This window comes from Weissella confusa, assembly GCA_041871065.1.
GTDB classification, from domain to species: Bacteria; Bacillota; Bacilli; order Lactobacillales; family Lactobacillaceae; genus Weissella; species Weissella confusa_A.
Genome location: CP168942.1, coordinates 2,046,607 through 2,064,996, shown reverse-complemented (window position 1 = coordinate 2,064,996; position 18,390 = coordinate 2,046,607). Strand labels below are relative to the sequence as shown.

Below are 18,390 nucleotides of genomic sequence, written 5' to 3'. Positions count from 1 at the left end.
CTAATGATTTATACACAAACAGGCGTATTGGCCAAACAATATACAGTAGTCGACGGTATGGATGATTTTGCACACCTTGTCACGACCACGGCAACACCGACACAAGCGCAGAACCTGACGAACAATCAACTGGAGACCTTTAAACATACCAGTGCACCGTACGTCGTTTATGGGCTTTTTGACGGAACAGACCGGGCCGATAGTGAAGTGACAGCCCGGACCATCTTGTTTTTGGATGTGGATGGTAATGAAGCCGCGTATAACGAAGTGAGAGACAGTATAACTACTGGGTTATTAAACCAGTACAATCTAGTCGCCTATCCAACAATCAGCAACGGTATTAAGGAAGGTGCACGAATACGTATTGGTATCGACTTAAGCCGACCAGCACCACCAGATGACTATATCAAGGTGTGGCGAGTAGTGAGCTATTTACTAAACGTCACAGCGGACGAAGCTGGGGCGACAAGGCAGTTTAAGCAGTTGGCTGGTACATATGTACTAACAACGCAAAACAGGCACAGTGAGCCTCTTATTAACGCAAACGACACGGTAGCTTTGCCGGTTGATGAGTTCGTCAAGATATTTGACGAGAACCCAAACCGATATGAACCTAATCAATCAAAAAGCTCGCAACGTTTTGAGAACAACGAAGATCGAAAACCTTGGATGGTCACTAACGCACGAATGGTTACAGCACTACTAGACCCTGAGAATAATTACGGGTTGTTTGGAGGCTGGGATAACATGCTAACAAGTGTATGCGGTTGGGTTTATCGAAATACTGGTGGCAATATACGATTCACGTTGGATGTCGTCGAGCATTTAAATAGTTTAGGAAGTGACCCGATTCCAATTAGTGAATTGGGTCCAAAGTTTAAAAGTTGGGTGAAGAATTGGAGGTACTAATGGCGGAAAGTTTGAATGAGCAAGAGCTAGCAGAGTTATCGGCAGAGCAACCTATTAAGGTGGAAAAAGATAAGGAACAAGTTTTGCTAGAAGAATTTGCAAAGGAGGCGCCAGTATTTGGTGAAAATGCGGTGTATGTGTTCCTAAAGCGTAAAGGACGTTTGAACAGCCGTCTTTTGAAGAATATTACAACCTTGGTAAAGGCTGAAGCGAATAGCGTAGGGGTAAATAATGACCCGAATCTAATTAACACTTATCACGGGGTATTCAACATTGATACAAGACAATTGGAACCGCGTGGCAGTCGATTATTCGATCATATCCTGCCAGAGTACGACCCACGAGCAAGTGCACCAGCCTTTACAACGTTATTGAATAATTACAATACACCTGAATACCCTAATTTATCTGATGATTTGTTGAAGTTATTTGGGTATCAGCTTTTTGGAAATAATCGACTAAAGACTTTTTTTATTATTCATGGGGACGGTGACAATGCTAAAAGTACCCTGTGGAATCTGATGGAGAACGCCTTGGGGAGTGAGGAATCTGATGGTTATGCCACTAAGCTAGACAGTGAGACATTCATCAATAAAAGTAGCAACTTTGTAGTTGGCTTGAACTCGATTAACAACAGTCGATTCTTGTTTTCGGATGAGATGAAGCAAGGGGTAGAACTAGAAGGCAACCTGATAAAACAGTTAGTAGCTGGTGAAGGTTCAACTGTAAAATTTGAAGCAAAAGGTAACAAGAAGCAACAGAGTGCTAATGTCATTAGCCCCGTTGTATTGCTGGTAAATGATGTACCAAGTTTTAAAAATGCAGATGACGCCACCCGCAATCGAATTGCCATTGTGGAGTTCACGAAAAAATTTGTACGTAATGACCCAGAAGCGGCAAAGCTAATTAAGCAAGCAAAGGATGAACGTGCCGGTATATTCAATATGATTGTGAACGCTTATGATCCTGATTGGCAAGTACCTAAGCGTTGGCTATCTGATGCAACTAATATCGTAACCGCACAAGCTGATGATGAAGATGAGGTATACCACTTAGAACAGTCTTTGCCATTGGTTATCGTTGAAACGGGCGATACACAAGACCGGGTCCGACGTGGCGAATTACACCAAGCGTTGAAAGCAAAATACTATTTACCAAAAGAAGTTAGTTTTCCAAACACAAGACGGTTGGCTATCTTATTACCTCACAATTTTAATATTGGAGTTGATGGTAACTTTTACACGAAGGTAGAACTGCTTTGATGCTCACTTATCAAAACTTATCATCTCCTTATCAACGCAAAGACCGGTATTATCACACTTATCACACTTATCAATATTTAATTAGTTATATAAGGTCAGATGTAGTGCTTACTGTGTATGTAAGTAACAAATTATTGATAAGTTGATAATTGCGATAATACCGCGGTTTATAGCGATAAGGGAGTGATAAGAGAGTGATAAGTTTGGAAATTGAACCCGATTTTTAGAGAGGAGGACAGCAAGGTGAGATACGAACATTACGAGCCAAGAGCAACATTAGACAACACCAAGGAATTGCGTAACGCAGTCATGAAAGCATTGACTGTGATTGATGGTGAGGCATTACGTGACGCACTATTTGATTCTTTAACAGCGACTAAGGCGTACGCTGACAATGAAGACGAAAATATGGACGGCCACGTAAACGAACTAGAAGCACGATTGGATGGCTTAGAAAATGATCTGATGGCTGCATGTTATGACGATACAAATATGCGTGAATATGCTGAAAGATTAGAGGCACGTATTGAAAAGTTAGAAGCGTTTATGCAATAAGTAGAAAAGAGGAACGAGCATGGCAGCATGGAACAGTGGCGAATATTACGAGGGCGAACGCATTAAGTTGCATAAATTTTTAGATACTGTTGATACATCAAAACTAAGTGAGCTAGGACGTATCGAGTATGTAAAGGCAGCCGCCCTAATGGAAATTGTCCGTAAGTTGAAATAAATATAATTAGAACGCTGGTAAGTTTCACGACTTGCTGGCGTTTTTTCTTTATAAGAACAGTTACATGTTTACACTTGTTGACCTTCACAGAGTGAACAACCTAATAAAACTCCACGATATGAATAAAAGGGGGCCTATGGTTAGGCTAAGGAGAACCGATGCAGTAGTCTCGTTTTCCATAGCGAGCCAATTTTTCGTATGAGGGGGGAGTTATAAACGTTGAACACGTTGTACAATAAATAGATGTAATTTGCATGCGTGAAAAGATGAGGTGAGTATATGGCAAAATTGATTGAAACGGTAGATAACGCAGCAACAGCAAAAGAGGTTAGGGACTTTTTAAAGTCGGAGGCAATTAGAATTTTGTTCATTTCCCAGTTTGATGTTTATCAGGCAGACCCCGAACAGCTTAACAGGGTTCCGATGACGGGGAAATCATCAACTGATGATGTGGTTGGATATGCCAACAGCTTAATAGAAGCCCTTATGAGTTTAGACAAGCTAAAGCGTGTGTTGATATGGCGTAAATACATTTTAAAAGAAACCCACGGAGCTATTAGTTGTGATACTCATCTTTCGTCTAGGCGATCACAGGAAATAATGCAAGAGGGGTTGATAGAGTTTGCTATCACTTTTCGTGATACGTATGATTTCACAGTGACGCTGCAGGGGTGAATAATGGCTGATAGATACGATAAGTTATTAACTGACTATTTCAACGGTATACTAGACAAGCATGTAGCAAGCTATGAGGTGTCAGGTTGGTTTTTAGAAACACATAGAGATGAGTATGACGATGTGAAGCGGGTGAGTTTGATTGTAGATAACGTGGTGTATGATACGCTTACAACTTTCTATCAGAATGTATTTAAAGCAAAGTATGGAGATAGAATGACGTTTGATGATCTACACACCACTTTTGACGGAACACCAACAGCCATACGGAAGCAGAAGTACAAGGTGAAGCGAAAACTTAAAGAGGCTGGTTTATAAATACTACAATTGTTCTAGTAAGAGCTGTACATGGGTAGCGCGTCTATATGATTGATGACCTAAGGGTATTGTCAATGGAATTCAAATTATTTGTTGGCTGCTTTGTTTTATCAAGTTACTATGACTACTGTGTAAAATTGATTTTGTAGTTCGTGAGTTAAGCTACCTTTTACAAGGTATAGTTAATAAAATTCTCTCTCTCTCTCTCAGAATGGCTTAATTTACACTCAAAATTAACTGTTAATGTTTGTTTATTGTCCACCTTCGGTATTTTTGACGGATTCAGCATTTACCGAACGAACAATGCAGTGTTTTCGGATCACACTAGGTAGCAATCAAATAGATTGCTGCCTTTTTATTTGGCGTAACGTATTGCGTGAGAAACCATAGGAGCGCGTGTGAGACGTTTTAAATCTCAGTCAGTAATTAGCTGATTGTTCATTTTAAATCATTTATACCCCCACCTGCGTCGCTTAGGAAGTAACCGAATATCAAATAGTGCCGTCTCTTCAACACGCTGCAGTTATTATTATTTTTTGGATTGAAAGGAGGTGAGACCGTGCCACGAAAAGCAAAGTTAACAAGCGATGAATCGGATCGTAAAGACCAACGTGAGCGCACAGAGAAGCTTCACATGACGTTGGAAAGTGCTGATAAGTTATCTGAGATTGCACCGCAACATTTGACTGGTGAGGCCAAGAAAATGTGGGAAACAATCGTGCCTTTCTTAAATGAATCAGGTTACGTCATTAATGCAGATAGTTCAGCAGTTGAGACATTGGCCATGAATTACCAGATGTTGCGTGAAGCATATGAGTCAGTGAAGTCCATTGGTATCTTGTATGAAGCAGGCGAAAAGTATTTTAAAAATCCTGCTGTTGGAATTATTGATTCAGCAACTAAGGTTATTAAATCGGTTGGGAGTGATTCAGGATTATCACCGCAAAGTCGAGCAACCTTAATTGATATGGCTAGTTCAGACGACGATGATACCAAAGATTGGGCAACTCATTTCGGGGGTGAATAATGCGGAAGTATAAAGAATTATTTGAAAAATACCCAGACGATCCAGCGTTAACGTACGCAGTCGATGTCTTACGTGGTCGAATTGTTGCCGGTGAGAAAATTAAACGTGCAGCGGAACGTCACGTTTCAGACTTGGAACGCATTAAAGATGATGCTGGATTTATCTACACATATAACGCTGATGAGGCTAAGAAGATTGTTGAGTTTGCAACGTTGCTGAAAGATGTGACGTCAGGTGAACCTTTCAATCCTTCACCTTATCAGCATTTTATTTTGGCCATGATTCAAGGTTGGCGTAATCCCGAAACGCAAGGTATGCGGTTTAAGAATATCTTCATCAGCATGGCGCGAACGAATGGTAAGACACAATTGTTGTCAGCTTATACCTTGTACAATTTCCTGTTTGGATTTCCAAAGGTTAATCGACAACTAGCCGTTTCAAGTATTGATATTAGTCACACGAAACCACTGTATAAGTACATGACTTATAATTGGACGCAATTGCAAAATGGTCCGTTTAAGAAGTTGGCCAAAATGTGGGGCGTTGAATATAACCAAAATGAAATGCGTATTGAATCACAGTCGACATCAATGAAGCGCTTATCTGCTCAAGGTAGTGATTCCGATGGAGACCACTACACAACAGGTATTGTTGATGAGTATCATTTATTTGGCCAAGGTGAACGTAGTTTGGTGCTTATGCTAGTTTCATGGAGTGTTTTTAGAACCATTTCCTGTAAAATGAAACCAGCAGGAGCGTCTTTTTATTATGACTACACGAAATTATTATTCCCCTGAACAGAAGGCAGCTATCGCTGCCCTACATTGGGATGAAAAACAAACATTAAGCCAAATTTCACGTGAAAATAAAATCTCAATAAGCGCCGCTCGGCGCTGGGTCCGTGAGTATTCACCTGCGGTGAATGACAATGGCGAAAAAATTACCAAGAAAACAGTCTCTGAACTTGAAGCGAGAATTGCCGAACTCGAACAAGATAACCAAATTTTGCGTGAAGCAGTCACTTTAATGGACAAATACTCACGTGAACAGATAAAAAAATCCAACCGACGATGAGTTTAGCGGAGCGCGCCGTCGTTGGCTATGATATGACATCTGATTTAACTAAACGAGCACTTCAAACAGCTATGCATCAAATTCCTAAATCGATTCTCAACGCCGAAACATCAATCATTTTGCACTCAGATAACGGTTCCCACTTCATCAGTGAGGAATACGAAGATACCGTCTCATTTTATGGCCTCAAGCACTCATTCAGATCACCAGGGCATCCCGAGCACAACACAATCATCGAAAACTATCACTCATTTTTCAAATCAGAATTCTTCAACCCACGTCGCTTAAGTTGGTCAATCAATGCGATTATTGCAGGAGCGCATCGCTATGACTACTGGTGGAACACCACCAGAATATCTACAAATACCCGTCCGGTAGCTATACCACTTGCTGCTTAACATAATGCCGGTTATCGGCACTAGCCGGTACGACGCCGTTTATAAGCCGTCACTTGTGAATTTCAAAAATTCACCTTGTGAAGGCTTATTTGTTGCACGATACAACTTGTGAAATTCGGCTGGTTCACAATCTATACCACCTGTTTTCTCTCACCGGTAGGGCTCGGCCTGTTCCACCTACAAAAACACCCAGAAATCACGCCGTTTTAAGCTGAAATCCGGGTTTTGAAAAATTTTCGGAGTGCGGTACCTCTAGGTGCCAAAAAAGCCTGTCCATAATCTTGACATCAGCGCCGTGTTCGAAGACGACCCGACTACCATTCCAGCCCGTAAAGACATTCTAGGCGAAGCAATTAATACGCTTAACGAAAAGGTAAAAGAAAATGTTGATGCCCGTGATTATTTACAGTGGAAAATTGACAACTATGATTCTCACATGATTGAATCCGAAAATAAATTATAGAAAACAAACGAGGTCCGGGCGATGATTGCCTGGACCTCGTTTATTCTTTTTGATTAAACTTTCGGGGTAGCTCCGGCCCCTCGCGGGGCTATCTAAAAACCACTCCAAAGTATTGACATTATTCCCAAACGACTCACAACGGTGATATCACTCTCGATGCCATTGGGTTTCAAAGTTTAAAGTCAATTATCCAATCCTATGGTGGTCCGGAGGTCGAATTAGAGGCAACCGGCGTCTACTCACGTCGACTAGAGAAATATCTTATCGACAACAGCATTCTGTATCACATACTTAATCCCCTAGTAGCTAAGAAGCGTCTAGATGATGGATCCCGAATGCGCAAGAACGACGTTCGTGACGCACGAGGCCTTGCCATAACAGAATTCACCAAGGAACCAGTGCCTTACGTGCCCCGTTTCTCAGATCCCTTGTATCGTGAGCTGTCAGACATGAGTCGATATTACGACCAACAAACTGAAGATATAAAGCGCGAGAAAAACCGCGTTCATAAATTGATTCAGTTTTCATTTCCCAATTTCACAGATGAAATTGATGTGGATAAAACCTCAAGTCTAGAAGTTCTTCGTTTATTTCCACACCCAGATATGATTGAGGGGCATACGATAACAGAAATCATGGATAGCATTCTTGGATTAGGAATACGTGGTATTGGCCAAGGACGTGCACAAACACTGGCAGAAAGACTGTGGCGAGCCACGGAATTTCCTATCCGGCGATTGAATCAACATCATTCGTAGTTAAACAGCTCCAACATCAAGTCACAAACATCCTCAAAATGACTGTGGAACGAGAAATTGTCATCGCCAACATGGTTTATGTAGCGAAGGCCTTACCGAATTCAAGATTCTCTTAAGCATTCCTGGAATAGCTGACAATACCGCGGTTAGGCTAATCCGTGAACTCGGTGATATTCGACGGTTTGAAAAGCGTTCTCCGTTAAATAGTTTTATTGGACTTGATTTAACGGAGATTCAATCTGGTGATTACGTCGCACAGCGACACATCACCAAGTACGGTAACCCACATGCCTGAAAGATTCTTTATTGGACCGTTGTAAATATGATTAGTTCAACTGCGCAGCCAAACCACATTAGGGATAGATACGAAAAGAAACGAGCAACAGCAACTCGAAAGAAGCCATTACTCGTTTCCTCAATGGATCGCCTTATCAAGACGATTCATTACCTTATAACCACCAATCAATTTTACTCATACGAGCTGGCCGGCTCATTGTAAAACGCTTGGGTCATAGTTAGCTTAACAGCCTTGAAAAAATTTTTATACCCTCAAGGCTTATTCAAGTGTGTCAAAAACCATAAAACTAAGATTTTTAAAACAAAAAATCGTTCTAGTAAGTTGAATAAATCAAATTTACTAGAACGATCAGAATAGCTATATATCAACATCTGTGTTGACAAAGCGTAGAAAAAAAGAGCTGCTATTGTTTTCACCAAAAGGGTGAAAGCGCAAAACCCGCTGAAACGGTATTAACTTGCTGTTTCAGCGGGTTTTTGTTTGTCTTGATGAATAATCCGGGTAAACAGCTCCTACAGATCATTTTCGATTTGCAAGAGCTTTTTTGTAGTCAATATTAATAGTTTGTTACAAATTACAAGGTTTTTGGAATTGAAAAAATGTTATTGATAATTATCCGTAATATCCGGGTTATATTTCTGTAATCTGTTACCGAAATATGAGAAATAAGGGGCAAAAATACAATTTAAGTCCGAATATACAGATAAAAATCATTAAAGAATGGGATAAATACCTGTAAAAATGATACTTTATGCGATTATTTCTTAACATAACCCTACCTTAAAAAATGATAGACTTAAATGTGTCTTTTCTGTGTGCGATTATTTTGCGAAAAACGGAATTTTTTTGAAGGTATTATTACCAATTTAGAATAGGTGGGTTTATTTATATGGATAACGTAATCAATCTTGGTCGACTATGGTTGATTGTTCGTCGTAACTGGACGTTTATGCTGGCACTTGGGGTGATTGTTGGCGGTGTTGCTTTCGGTGTGTCTAAGTTTGTGGTTCATCCACAGTATAGTTCATCAGCTGCGTTGCTTGTTAATCGCAAGCAAGATGGATCGCAACAAGGATTGCAACTTGGTGATCAACAAGCCGATGTGCAAATCATCAATACATATAAGGATATTATTACGCGGCCAATTATTTTGAACACGGTCGTCAATAATTTAACAAAGCCACACAAGGAACAAATTCAAGCGGCAGTACCAGCTCAATATGAGACCGATGCTTATGGTAAGCAGGTGCAAACTGCACCTGCTCAACCGGCTAAGTATAAGTTGGTAGCTGCCAAGTATGACGATACTGACTTAACAGCTGATTCAGTGGCTAAGATGATTAGTATTTCCAACCAGACAAATTCACAAGTGTTTTCAGTGAATGTTAAGTCGGGCGATGCCAAGATGTCTAAGGATATTGCGAATACAATTGCGGAAGTGTTCAAGGACAAAGTTGCTTCAATTATGTCTGTTTCAAACGTATCAATTGTTTCAAAAGCAATGACAAATTCAAAGCCCGTTGCACCAAATGTTAAGTTAATTACTTTAGCTGGATTTTCACTTGGTGTATGTGCTGGCTTTGCATGGGGCTTCATTAAGGAAGTAACTGATCGTACGGTTAAGGATTTGGAATTCCTAACGGATGAATTAAAACTGACTAATTTAGGTGTTATCGGATATATAGGTAAGATTCGCGATGTGAAGGATGTCGTTGCAGCTAATGAAAAGAAGAATACAAGCAATGAAACACGTACGTCACGTCTGGGTCAACGCATTTAACGGGAGAGATAAAAGATGAGTTTTAATTTTTTGAAGAAAAAGCACGTTGTCAATTCTGAGACACAAGATAATGGTGCACGCTTGGTGACTTTCGTTGAACCGAAGCACGTTATTTCAGAGCAATTCCGTACGTTGCGCACGAATATTGAATTTGCTGGTGCAGCTTTGGACAAGTTGCAAGTTGTGATGTTTACATCGGCTGAAATGTCAGATGGAAAGACGACGGTTTCATCTAACGTAGCGGTTACTTGGGCACAAGCTGGAAAAAATGTCCTTTATGTTGATGCAGATTTGCGTCGTCCAACGGCACATTCAACTTTTGATTTGTTGAACACACGCGGATTAACGACGATTTTGGCTAGCAATGCACAACCCAAAGATACAGTGCAAAAGACGTTTGTGGAGAACTTAGAAGTTTTGACTTCTGGACCGGTGCCACCTAATCCAGCAGAACTATTGAGTTCAGCACGTATGGCTTCTTTGGTTGAGTGGATGCGTAATAACTATGATGTCGTAGTCCTTGATGTCCCGCCAGTAATGGCTGTTACGGATGCTCATGTTTTAATGCCACTTGTTGATGGTGCGATTTTGGTTACGACATTTGGTAAAACACTTAAAGTTAACCTCCAACGTACTGTTGAAACGTTGCGTTTAACGGATACAAAAATTTTGGGAATTGTGCAGCGTGTTCGTGGTGGTAAAAATGATGCGGGTTATGGCTATGGCTACGGTTATGGCTATGGCTACGGTTATGGCTATGGCTACGGTTATGGTCATGTAGAATCAAATTAAGTAAGAGTAGGTGAGTGAGTTTTGAAAGGAATTATTTTAGCCGGTGGGTCCGGCACACGTCTGTATCCAATTACTAAAGCAACCAGTAAGCAATTGGTTCCTATTTATGATAAGCCAATGATTTACTATCCAATGTCTGTTTTGATGTTGGCAGGGATTAAAGAAGTTTTGATTATTTCTACTGATGAGTTTATCAACCAATTTGAAGAGCTGTTTGGAAATGGTCACGAATTGGGCTTGAAAATTGAATACAAAGTGCAACCAGCTCCTAATGGATTGGCCGAAGCTTTTATTCTTGGTGAAGAATTTATTGGCGGTGACTCTGTTGCCTTAGTTTTGGGCGATAACATCTATTACGGTGCGGGCTTGTCTAATATTTTGCAAGAGGCTGCATCAAAGAAAACGGGAGCAACTGTATTTGGATACCAAGTTCATGATCCAGAACGATTTGGAGTTGTTGAGTTTGATGAGAATAATAAAGCAATTTCTATTGTTGAGAAGCCTGAGCACCCTAAGAGTGACTATGCAGTTACAGGTTTGTATTTCTACGATAATGATGTTGTTCAGATTGCAAAGTCTATCGAGCCATCACCTCGTGGAGAACTTGAAATTTCAGATGTGAATGCGAAGTATTTGGAACGCGGTGATTTGGATGTACAAGTTATGGGACGTGGGTTTGCTTGGCTAGATACCGGTACACACGATTCACTTCTTGAGGCGTCAAGCTACGTAGCTACAATTCAGAAACAACAAAATTTGAAGGTAGCTTCACTTGAAGAAATCGCATACCGAATGGGGTACATTTCAGTTGAACAACTAGAAAAGTTAGCACAACCACTTAAGAAAAATGATTATGGACAATACTTACTTCGTATTGTCGAGGAGGATAAGAAAAATGGCAATTAAGATTATTCCTACAAAGTTGCAGGACGTTAAGCTTGTTGAAACAGAAGTGTTTGGTGATCACCGTGGCTTCTTTACGGAGACTTACACACGTAACAAGTTTGAAGAAGCCGGAATCAACTTTGATTTTAATCAAGACAATCAATCATTGTCTACACAACCTGGTGTGCTCCGAGGAATGCACTACCAACTAGCTCCTTATACACAAACAAAGATTGTTCGTGTTGTAACTGGTGCGGTGTATGACGTATTGGTTGATATGCGTAAGGGATCACCTACCTATGGGGAATGGGAAGGTTACATTTTGAGTGAGTATAACCACCGCCAATTGTTGGTACCACGCGGGTTCGCACACGGGTTTGTGACATTAACGCCAAACGTAAACTTTGCATATAAGGTGGATGGATACTACGAGCCAAAGGCAGATCGTGGTATTGCGTTTGACGATCCAGAAATCGGTATCAAGTGGCCAATGTCAGTTGATCATTTGGTGATGTCTGACAAGGACAAGGCACACCCCTCATTGGCAGAAGCAGAAAACAACTTTATTTACGGAGAAATTTAATGTCACAATACAAGCATATCTTAGTTACTGGTGGTGCCGGATTTATTGGTGCCAATTTTGTTCGTTACGTAGTAGATGAGCACCCGGACGTTTTTGTTACTGTTTTGGATAAGCTGACTTATGCAGGTAACGAAGCTAACCTTGCCGGATTGCCTGAAAGTCGTGTCAAGTTAGTGGTTGGCGATATTGCAGATGCTGAATTGGTCGATTCACTTGCCAAGGACGCTGACGCCATTATTCACTATGCAGCAGAGAGTCACAATGACAACTCATTGAAGGATCCATCACCATTTATTCAAACTAATTTGATTGGTACGTATACTCTGATTGAGGCGGCACGTAAGTACGACATTCGTTTCCACCACGTATCAACAGATGAAGTATACGGTGATTTGCCTCTTCGTGAGGATTTGCCAGGGCATGGCGAAGGGGAAGGTGAGAAGTTTACACCAACGACTCGCTATAATCCATCGTCACCTTATTCGTCAACAAAGGCTGGATCGGATTTGCTCGTTCGTGCCTGGGTTCGTTCTTTCGGATTGAAGGCTACAATTTCAAACACGTCAAACAACTATGGACCTTACCAACACATTGAAAAGTTTATTCCACGACAAGTCACGAACGTTTTGAGTGACATTAAGCCAAAACTTTATGGAAGTGGCAAGAACGTTCGTGATTGGATTCACACTTATGATCACGCTACTGGTGTTTGGGCTATTTTGGAAAAGGGTCGTATTGGTGAAACGTACTTGCTTGGTGCTGACGGTGAAAAAGATAACTTGACTGTCTTGAAGATGATTCTTAAGGACATGGGCAAGGCTGAAGATGATTTTGATTTCGTTCAAGATCGTGCAGGTCACGATTTGCGCTATGCAATTGACGCTACTAAAACACGCACAGAGCTTAGTTGGGCGCCAAAGTATACAAACTTCGACGAAGGGCTTGCTGCCACTATCGCTTGGTATCGGGATAACGAATCTTGGTGGGCTGGTGAAAAAGCTGAAGTCGAAGCAAAATATGCTCAAAATAATCAATAACATTGAAATGCTCGGATTCCGAGCATTTTTACAATGAAAAACAAAATGGAGTTTAGATATATGAAATATCTAGTAGTAGGTGCAAACGGGCAACTTGGTCAAGAGTTAGTGAAGCTGTTACGTGAGCGTCAGGAACAATTCGTTGCTTTTGATTCGCGTGGTTTAGATATAACTAATCGTAGCCTTGTTTTTGAAGTATTTGAAACAGAAAAACCAGATGTCATTTTAGACGCGGCGGCCTATACCGCGGTCGATGCGGCAGAAGATGAAGGCAAGGAATTGAATTGGTCTGTAAATGCAGATGGTTCAAAGAATTTAGCTGATGCGGCGAAGTTTATTGGCGCTAAATTAGTGTTTGTTTCAACTGATTACGTGTTTAGTGGTGCTAAGAAAGGCATGTATCTAGAAAGTGACCCAGTTGAACCAAAGAATGAATATGGCAAGGCTAAGTTGGCGGGTGAACGTGCTATACAAGCTAGTGGGGTACAGTACTACGTTGTGCGTACATCCTGGGTCTTCGGCGAGTTTGGCAACAATTTTGTGCACACAATGCAAAAGTTGGGGAAAAAACTCGAGAAACTAACGGTTGTGGATGACCAAAAAGGACGACCAACATGGACTCGTACTTTGGCCGAATTTATGATGCACTTGATTAAAGTTGATGCAGAACAAGGTGTTTATAACTTAAGTAACGATGGTGAAGCCTCTTGGTATGAATTTGCCAAAGAAATATTACGTGATGAAGAGGTTGATATCGAGCCTGTTTCGTCAAACGAATTTCCGACTAAAGCCTATCGTCCTGCAAACTCTGTATTGCATTTGGGTAAGGCGAAATCTACGGGATTTGAAATTCCAAGCTGGCAAGATGCTTTGCACATGTTTGAAGCGAGCGACCACCAGGGATAGGTGTATTGCATCTCTTAAGTCGTCATTAAATAACTTGGTTGCCACTCGACGTTTATATCAGAGATTGAACAAATGTTAACGAATAACGGATTTGATAAAAAACGTTTGAAGCAAATTGATTTTGGAATGAGTTGGAGAAATATGTATAGAAAAATTGTAAAAAGGAGTTTTGATGTTATGTTTTCAGCAATGCTAATAATAGCATTGCTGATACCGATGGCAGTTATTGCGATAATTGTAAAATCAACTTCTAAAGGTCCGATTTTGTTTAAACAAGAACGTTTTGGTATCGGGAATACAACGTTTGTGATACTGAAGTTCCGATCGATGGCTAACGATGCGCCGATATTATCAAATCAAAATTTTTCTCAAATAGATTCCTTCGTGACCCCTTTTGGTTCGTTTATGAGGAGAACGTCACTAGACGAATTACCTCAATTATTCAATGTTTTGTGGGGGAAAATGAGTTTTATTGGACCACGTCCTCTCGCTAGAACGGATATTGATGTGGTTAATTTAAGGAGTCAATCAGGGGCAAATCGTGTACAACCGGGGATTACAGGATTAGCTCAAGTCAGTGGAAGAAACATGATTTCTGATCAGGCAAAGGCTAGTTTTGATGCGGAGTATGCGGCAAATGTTAGTTTTTGGTTGGATTTAAAAATAGTTTTTTACACGCTTGCTAAAGTTGTTTCGCAAGAAGGCATTAATCAGAATGATTATGAAAGAAAGTAGGAGAATTAGTTGAGAAATGTATTTGTTATTGGTTCACGGGGGTTGCCAGCACGTTACGGCGGGTTTGAGACTTTCGTAGAAAACCTTATAAAAAACCAAAGCGATAAGGACATTAAGTATTACGTGGCATCTCAATGGGATAATTCGGATTTTTCAGATGAGAAGTACTTTGACTTCGAAGGAGCGACCGTATTTCAAATAGAATTACCTCAAATCGGATCCGCTAAAGCAATTCTATATGATTTATATGCCTTCCGCGAATCTTTCAAAATCATTAAGGATAAAAAAATCGAGGCACCTGTTTTTTTGCTATTAGGTAATACAATTGGTGGGTTGATTAGCATTGTTAAAGCGAAGATTGATAAGGTCGGAGGACGTTTAATTGTTAATCCTGATGGGCTAGAGTGGCGCAGGGCTAAATGGGCCTATCCAGTACGTAAATATTTCTTGTTTGCAGAGGGACGAATGGTTAAATATTCTGATCATATCGTTGCTGATAACGAGGGAATTCAACAATACCTATCAACAAAATATCAAAATAAACTCGGTTCAAATTCCGTTATTGCTTATGGTACGGATGTGGCTACTTCCGATTTAAATGAAAAATCCGAAACGGTCCAAGCTTTCTATTCTAAAAACTCAATTGCTGATAAGGAATATTACTTGGTTGTTGGGCGATTTGTACCTGAAAATAATTATTCGACAATTATCGAATCTTTTTTGAAGTCAAACACGAAGAAAGACTTAGTTATCGTCACAAATTATAAAGAAGGACATTTGTATGATGAGCTGGTGGAAAAAACTCACTTTAATCTAGACCCTCGAATTAAATTTGTGGGTACGGTATATGATAAAAATCTTCTTGTTTATTTGCGTGAGAATGCATATGGATATATACATGGTCATTCTGTCGGCGGTACGAATCCTAGTCTGCTGGAAGCACTTAGTCACTCAAAGTATAACTTGCTGTTTGATGTATCGTTTAACAGATTTGTAGCAGAGACATCAGCATACTATTGGCAGGATTCAGATGCCTTGACAAAAGTGCTGAACAACCCTGCGTCAGATAATGAGGTGGAGTTGAAGGGCGCGGAAGCTAAAGCAATTATCCAACAAAATTACACTTGGCGGAAAATTGTGGATCAGTATGAGCAGCTCTTTAAAGAAGAAGTTTAGGGACGCGTTGAATGAGCAAGATTGCATTTATTGTAGTTTTATATAATACCCGTTGGAAAGATTCTATCGCAGCACAATCATTAGAATCTGCGGGTATTTCTTTATCGAATGTGTTCGTCTATGACAACTCAAATGACGGACATATTCAGAAAAGTAATGAAGACTTTAGGTTGGCAAACTATTTTTCGTTAGGTGAGAATAGGGGCCTTTCTTTTGCCTATAATTATTTGGTAAACGAGATCGGGAATGTTCCCGACACGCAGTACGATTATGTCGTGTTTATGGATTCTGATACTGTTTTTTCAAACACTTACTTTGATGCTTTGAGAGATGTGAATCAACAGAAGACAGATGTCTTTTTACCTATCGTAGAAGATGTCAGTAAACCTGGAACTATTGTGAGTCCAAATCAAAAAGGGGTTTTAAAAAATAAATTTTCATCTGAAAACGAACTGCCTAATCTTACTAAAATTAACGCCATCAACTCAGGTATGGTAGTTTCTAAATTGGTTTTAAATCAAATTAAATTCGATGAAACACTTTTCTTGGACGAAGTAGATTCGGCATTTTTCGACGAGTTAAGACGAGCAAGAGTAACTATCGGATTGTTACAGGTGAAAATTCAGCAGAATTTTTCAGCATCATCGATTTCAAATTCCGATGGAAGTAGATTCAGGTTTAGACTTCGTGCAAGAGATTTGCTGATTTATTATTCGCACCAAAAGTGGTTTGTAAGACCGTTTGGAATGGTTAAAGTTTTGCTACTTGGATTACGGAATGGATTACATGCGAGAAGCTTACGCTTTTTCGGTATTGCTGTCAGTGAGATTTTTAATTATTTTTGGAGGTAGTTAATGTTGTCTGAAATTCAACAGGTAGAACTTGAAGCAATCAAGTTGATCAAGGCTGCACTTGAAGAAGAAAATATACCCTTTCTTTTAAGAGGGGGGTCAGTTATGGGTGCCGTGAAGTATCAGGGATTTATTCCTTGGGATGATGATATGGACATAATGATTCCTAGACGCTATTTTTCAGAAGCTATCATTGCTTTGCAACGAAATGCTAATTTGAATATGCATTTCTACGTCGCTTCATACAAGAACGGTGATGAAATTCATTCTTACATTCCACGCCTCTTAGTCTCTGAAGAATATAGAAAGCTAAAGAAACTGCCTCAAAATAATCATCTAGGTTTAACGATAGTAGATATTTTGCCACTTGATAGGGTGCCGACGAATCCAATTTTTAAATTCTTGTTTGTAAACTATGTTCGCATTATACGTATGTTTGGCGCTGTTTGGTCGTTAGATGTGACAGATTCAATTTCAAACTTTAGTTCTAAGAGGGAAAGAGTCCTTAATATGTTACGTAAGATAGGAGTAACTAAATTTTATACTCAAAATCAAACGTACAATTATATCGACAAAGTGTACACATGGGTTGACGGACATAGTTCAAAAGGAATCGGTAATATAACAGGGTCTTTGTTTGATCGTGAGCTGTTCGACCATGACGTTTTTTTACCTGCAAAATACGTTGAATTTGAGGACACGATTTTGCCTGTTCCGGGAGAGTATGACGCATATTTAAAACAGCTATATGGTGACAACTACGCCACATATGAACCCGAGTACAAGAAATCACATTTGGAAAGTCACAGGTCCTGAAATGTTGTTTGCGTATATTATTTTAAATTTCCGTACTAGTGATATTACAGTACAAAGTGTGGAAAATATAACGTCGACTGTCCTTGGTGATTATAAGATTATAATTGTCGACAACAATTCGAATGATGGAACTGCAGAGAAGCTTCAGGAGCTTAGCGACTCTCATTCGAATATCCATGTGTTATTTTTAGACAAAAACGTTGGTTTTGCAGAAGGCAACAATGCTGGTATTTCATATGCTAAGCAATTTAATCCGGACTATTTTGTAGTTATGAACAACGACGCTGAAATTGTTCAACCAAATTTTCAGGACAAGGTTTCCAAATCTTTTGCTGATAATGCCGTCGGAATCATTGGTCCGGATATTGTTGTTAAAAATACAAATGTTCATCAAAACCCAAAAAGGCACGAACCTATATCTGAAGGTGAGGCCAGAAGAAAACTGGCGGCAAGTTCAAAGTTAATGTCTTATTCTGATAGATACTTAGCCACGCGAGAATGGTTTAAGTCGAATAAGTGGTTGAAAAATACGGTTCGGGTTGCAAAAGATAGAATCAGCGGATCGAGAAAAAAGGCAGATTATGACATTAGCGAAATTGGTAATTTAATTTTACACGGGTCTTTTTTTGTAATTAGTAGCGCTGCCGTTGTAAAGCTAGGCACTGTCTTTGACAGGCGAACATTCTTTTACATGGAAATGGAAATACTAAGTTTAAGACTTAAATCATTGGGGATTAAGAGTAAATACGACAATAGTATCAAAGTTTTCCATATGCAAAATGCGTCTACGAACGCCACATTTCACTCGAGAATTAAAAAAATAAGATTTCAAGGAAATCAAATGAAGGAATCAACGGCTGTATATTTGAAGGTGCTTGAAGAGCTCGGAGAGCTCGGAGACGTTGAGGAGGGGTGAT

24 protein-coding genes are annotated in these 18,390 nt (G+C 40.0%); all 24 read left to right on the top strand.

Features of this window, described 5'->3' with window-relative positions:
- The first annotated feature begins 3 nt into the window (after positions 1-3).
- Positions 4-909 (top strand): hypothetical protein, encoded by a 906-nt coding sequence (locus ACAW68_10090; GenBank protein XGA15791.1) that lies wholly within the window; start codon positions 4-6, stop codon positions 907-909.
- Positions 909-2,171, top strand: a complete 1,263-nt coding sequence (locus ACAW68_10085; GenBank protein XGA15790.1) for a phage/plasmid primase, P4 family — start codon at positions 909-911, stop codon at positions 2,169-2,171. Before ACAW68_10090 ends, ACAW68_10085 begins: the two co-directional genes overlap by 1 nt.
- Positions 2,172-2,414: 243 nt before the next feature.
- The gene (locus ACAW68_10080) at positions 2,415-2,726 is read left to right on the top strand and encodes a hypothetical protein (protein XGA15789.1); all 312 of its coding nucleotides are present in this window, start codon (positions 2,415-2,417) and stop codon (positions 2,724-2,726) included.
- Between the two features lie 19 nt (positions 2,727-2,745).
- Entirely contained in the window at positions 2,746-2,901 is a 156-nt protein-coding gene (locus ACAW68_10075; protein XGA15788.1) for a hypothetical protein, read from the top strand.
- A 279-nt stretch (positions 2,902-3,180) separates the two neighbouring features.
- Complete coding sequence (locus ACAW68_10070; GenBank protein XGA15787.1) at positions 3,181-3,576, top strand: hypothetical protein; 396 nt, start codon at positions 3,181-3,183, stop codon at positions 3,574-3,576.
- A gap of 3 nt (positions 3,577-3,579) precedes the next feature.
- Positions 3,580-3,894 carry a hypothetical protein gene (locus ACAW68_10065; GenBank protein XGA15786.1) on the top strand — a complete coding sequence of 105 codons (315 nt, stop codon included), beginning with the start codon at positions 3,580-3,582 and terminating at the stop codon, positions 3,892-3,894.
- Positions 3,895-4,453: 559 nt separating this feature from the next.
- Entirely contained in the window at positions 4,454-4,921 is a 468-nt protein-coding gene (locus ACAW68_10060) for a phage terminase small subunit P27 family (GenBank protein ID XGA15785.1), read from the top strand.
- Positions 4,921-5,718 (top strand): terminase large subunit domain-containing protein, encoded by a 798-nt coding sequence (locus ACAW68_10055; protein ID XGA15784.1) that lies wholly within the window; start codon positions 4,921-4,923, stop codon positions 5,716-5,718. The genes ACAW68_10060 and ACAW68_10055 overlap by 1 nt, the downstream gene beginning before the upstream one ends.
- On the top strand, positions 5,690-5,995 hold the full coding sequence (locus tag ACAW68_10050) for a transposase (GenBank protein ID XGA15783.1): 306 nt from the start codon (positions 5,690-5,692) through the stop codon (positions 5,993-5,995). Before ACAW68_10055 ends, ACAW68_10050 begins: the two co-directional genes overlap by 29 nt.
- A complete protein-coding gene (locus ACAW68_10045) occupies positions 5,992-6,393 on the top strand; it encodes a DDE-type integrase/transposase/recombinase (GenBank protein ID XGA15782.1) in 402 nt (133 codons plus the stop codon). The genes ACAW68_10050 and ACAW68_10045 overlap by 4 nt, the downstream gene beginning before the upstream one ends.
- 256 nt (positions 6,394-6,649) lie before the next feature.
- Positions 6,650-6,856, top strand: coding sequence for a MerR family transcriptional regulator (locus ACAW68_10040; GenBank protein XGA15781.1), 207 nt, complete (start codon positions 6,650-6,652; stop codon positions 6,854-6,856).
- 146 nt (positions 6,857-7,002) lie between these two features.
- Positions 7,003-7,614 carry a transposase gene (locus ACAW68_10035; protein ID XGA17030.1) on the top strand — a complete coding sequence of 204 codons (612 nt, stop codon included), beginning with the start codon at positions 7,003-7,005 and terminating at the stop codon, positions 7,612-7,614.
- Between the two features lie 106 nt (positions 7,615-7,720).
- Positions 7,721-7,909, top strand: coding sequence for an IS110 family transposase (locus ACAW68_10030; GenBank protein ID XGA17029.1), 189 nt, complete (start codon positions 7,721-7,723; stop codon positions 7,907-7,909).
- 892 nt (positions 7,910-8,801) lie between these two features.
- Complete coding sequence (locus tag ACAW68_10025; GenBank protein ID XGA15780.1) at positions 8,802-9,692, top strand: YveK family protein; 891 nt, start codon at positions 8,802-8,804, stop codon at positions 9,690-9,692.
- 15 nt (positions 9,693-9,707) lie between these two features.
- On the top strand, positions 9,708-10,484 hold the full coding sequence (locus ACAW68_10020; GenBank protein XGA15779.1) for a CpsD/CapB family tyrosine-protein kinase: 777 nt from the start codon (positions 9,708-9,710) through the stop codon (positions 10,482-10,484).
- Between the two features lie 21 nt (positions 10,485-10,505).
- On the top strand, positions 10,506-11,390 hold the full coding sequence (gene rfbA / locus ACAW68_10015) for a glucose-1-phosphate thymidylyltransferase RfbA (protein ID XGA15778.1): 885 nt from the start codon (positions 10,506-10,508) through the stop codon (positions 11,388-11,390).
- Positions 11,380-11,952: a dTDP-4-dehydrorhamnose 3,5-epimerase gene (gene rfbC, locus ACAW68_10010; protein XGA15777.1), complete on the top strand. Its 573-nt coding sequence runs from the start codon at positions 11,380-11,382 to the stop codon at positions 11,950-11,952. The genes rfbA and rfbC overlap by 11 nt, the downstream gene beginning before the upstream one ends.
- Positions 11,952-12,989: a dTDP-glucose 4,6-dehydratase gene (gene rfbB / locus ACAW68_10005; GenBank protein XGA15776.1), complete on the top strand. Its 1,038-nt coding sequence runs from the start codon at positions 11,952-11,954 to the stop codon at positions 12,987-12,989. The genes rfbC and rfbB overlap by 1 nt, the downstream gene beginning before the upstream one ends.
- A 60-nt stretch (positions 12,990-13,049) precedes the next feature.
- Positions 13,050-13,895 carry a dTDP-4-dehydrorhamnose reductase gene (gene rfbD, locus ACAW68_10000; GenBank protein XGA15775.1) on the top strand — a complete coding sequence of 282 codons (846 nt, stop codon included), beginning with the start codon at positions 13,050-13,052 and terminating at the stop codon, positions 13,893-13,895.
- A gap of 72 nt (positions 13,896-13,967) precedes the next feature.
- The gene (locus ACAW68_09995; protein ID XGA15774.1) at positions 13,968-14,630 is read left to right on the top strand and encodes a sugar transferase; all 663 of its coding nucleotides are present in this window, start codon (positions 13,968-13,970) and stop codon (positions 14,628-14,630) included.
- A 9-nt stretch (positions 14,631-14,639) separates the two neighbouring features.
- On the top strand, positions 14,640-15,806 hold the full coding sequence (gene cps2T, locus ACAW68_09990) for a beta 1-4 rhamnosyltransferase Cps2T (GenBank protein XGA15773.1): 1,167 nt from the start codon (positions 14,640-14,642) through the stop codon (positions 15,804-15,806).
- A gap of 11 nt (positions 15,807-15,817) precedes the next feature.
- Positions 15,818-16,657 carry a hypothetical protein gene (locus ACAW68_09985; protein ID XGA15772.1) on the top strand — a complete coding sequence of 280 codons (840 nt, stop codon included), beginning with the start codon at positions 15,818-15,820 and terminating at the stop codon, positions 16,655-16,657.
- 3 nt (positions 16,658-16,660) lie between these two features.
- Entirely contained in the window at positions 16,661-17,473 is an 813-nt protein-coding gene (locus ACAW68_09980) for a phosphorylcholine transferase LicD (protein ID XGA15771.1), read from the top strand.
- Between the two features lies 1 nt (position 17,474).
- A complete protein-coding gene (locus ACAW68_09975) occupies positions 17,475-18,389 on the top strand; it encodes a glycosyltransferase (GenBank protein ID XGA15770.1) in 915 nt (304 codons plus the stop codon).
- Position 18,390 lies beyond the last annotated feature (1 nt).

Coding starts and splice junctions, on each gene's coding strand:
- ACAW68_10090 (XGA15791.1), top strand. CDS start 4: ATGATTTATACACAAACAGGCGTATTGGCCAAACAATATACAGTAGTC.
- ACAW68_10085 (XGA15790.1), top strand. CDS start 909: ATGGCGGAAAGTTTGAATGAGCAAGAGCTAGCAGAGTTATCGGCAGAG.
- ACAW68_10075 (XGA15788.1), top strand. CDS start 2,746: ATGGCAGCATGGAACAGTGGCGAATATTACGAGGGCGAACGCATTAAG.
- ACAW68_10070 (XGA15787.1), top strand. CDS start 3,181: ATGGCAAAATTGATTGAAACGGTAGATAACGCAGCAACAGCAAAAGAG.
- ACAW68_10065 (XGA15786.1), top strand. CDS start 3,580: ATGGCTGATAGATACGATAAGTTATTAACTGACTATTTCAACGGTATA.
- ACAW68_10055 (XGA15784.1), top strand. CDS start 4,921: ATGCGGAAGTATAAAGAATTATTTGAAAAATACCCAGACGATCCAGCG.
- ACAW68_10050 (XGA15783.1), top strand. CDS start 5,690: ATGACTACACGAAATTATTATTCCCCTGAACAGAAGGCAGCTATCGCT.
- ACAW68_10045 (XGA15782.1), top strand. CDS start 5,992: ATGAGTTTAGCGGAGCGCGCCGTCGTTGGCTATGATATGACATCTGAT.
- ACAW68_10025 (XGA15780.1), top strand. CDS start 8,802: ATGGATAACGTAATCAATCTTGGTCGACTATGGTTGATTGTTCGTCGT.
- ACAW68_10020 (XGA15779.1), top strand. CDS start 9,708: ATGAGTTTTAATTTTTTGAAGAAAAAGCACGTTGTCAATTCTGAGACA.
- rfbC (XGA15777.1), top strand. CDS start 11,380: ATGGCAATTAAGATTATTCCTACAAAGTTGCAGGACGTTAAGCTTGTT.
- rfbB (XGA15776.1), top strand. CDS start 11,952: ATGTCACAATACAAGCATATCTTAGTTACTGGTGGTGCCGGATTTATT.
- rfbD (XGA15775.1), top strand. CDS start 13,050: ATGAAATATCTAGTAGTAGGTGCAAACGGGCAACTTGGTCAAGAGTTA.
- ACAW68_09995 (XGA15774.1), top strand. CDS start 13,968: ATGTTAACGAATAACGGATTTGATAAAAAACGTTTGAAGCAAATTGAT.
- ACAW68_09985 (XGA15772.1), top strand. CDS start 15,818: ATGAGCAAGATTGCATTTATTGTAGTTTTATATAATACCCGTTGGAAA.
- ACAW68_09980 (XGA15771.1), top strand. CDS start 16,661: ATGTTGTCTGAAATTCAACAGGTAGAACTTGAAGCAATCAAGTTGATC.
- ACAW68_09975 (XGA15770.1), top strand. CDS start 17,475: ATGTTGTTTGCGTATATTATTTTAAATTTCCGTACTAGTGATATTACA.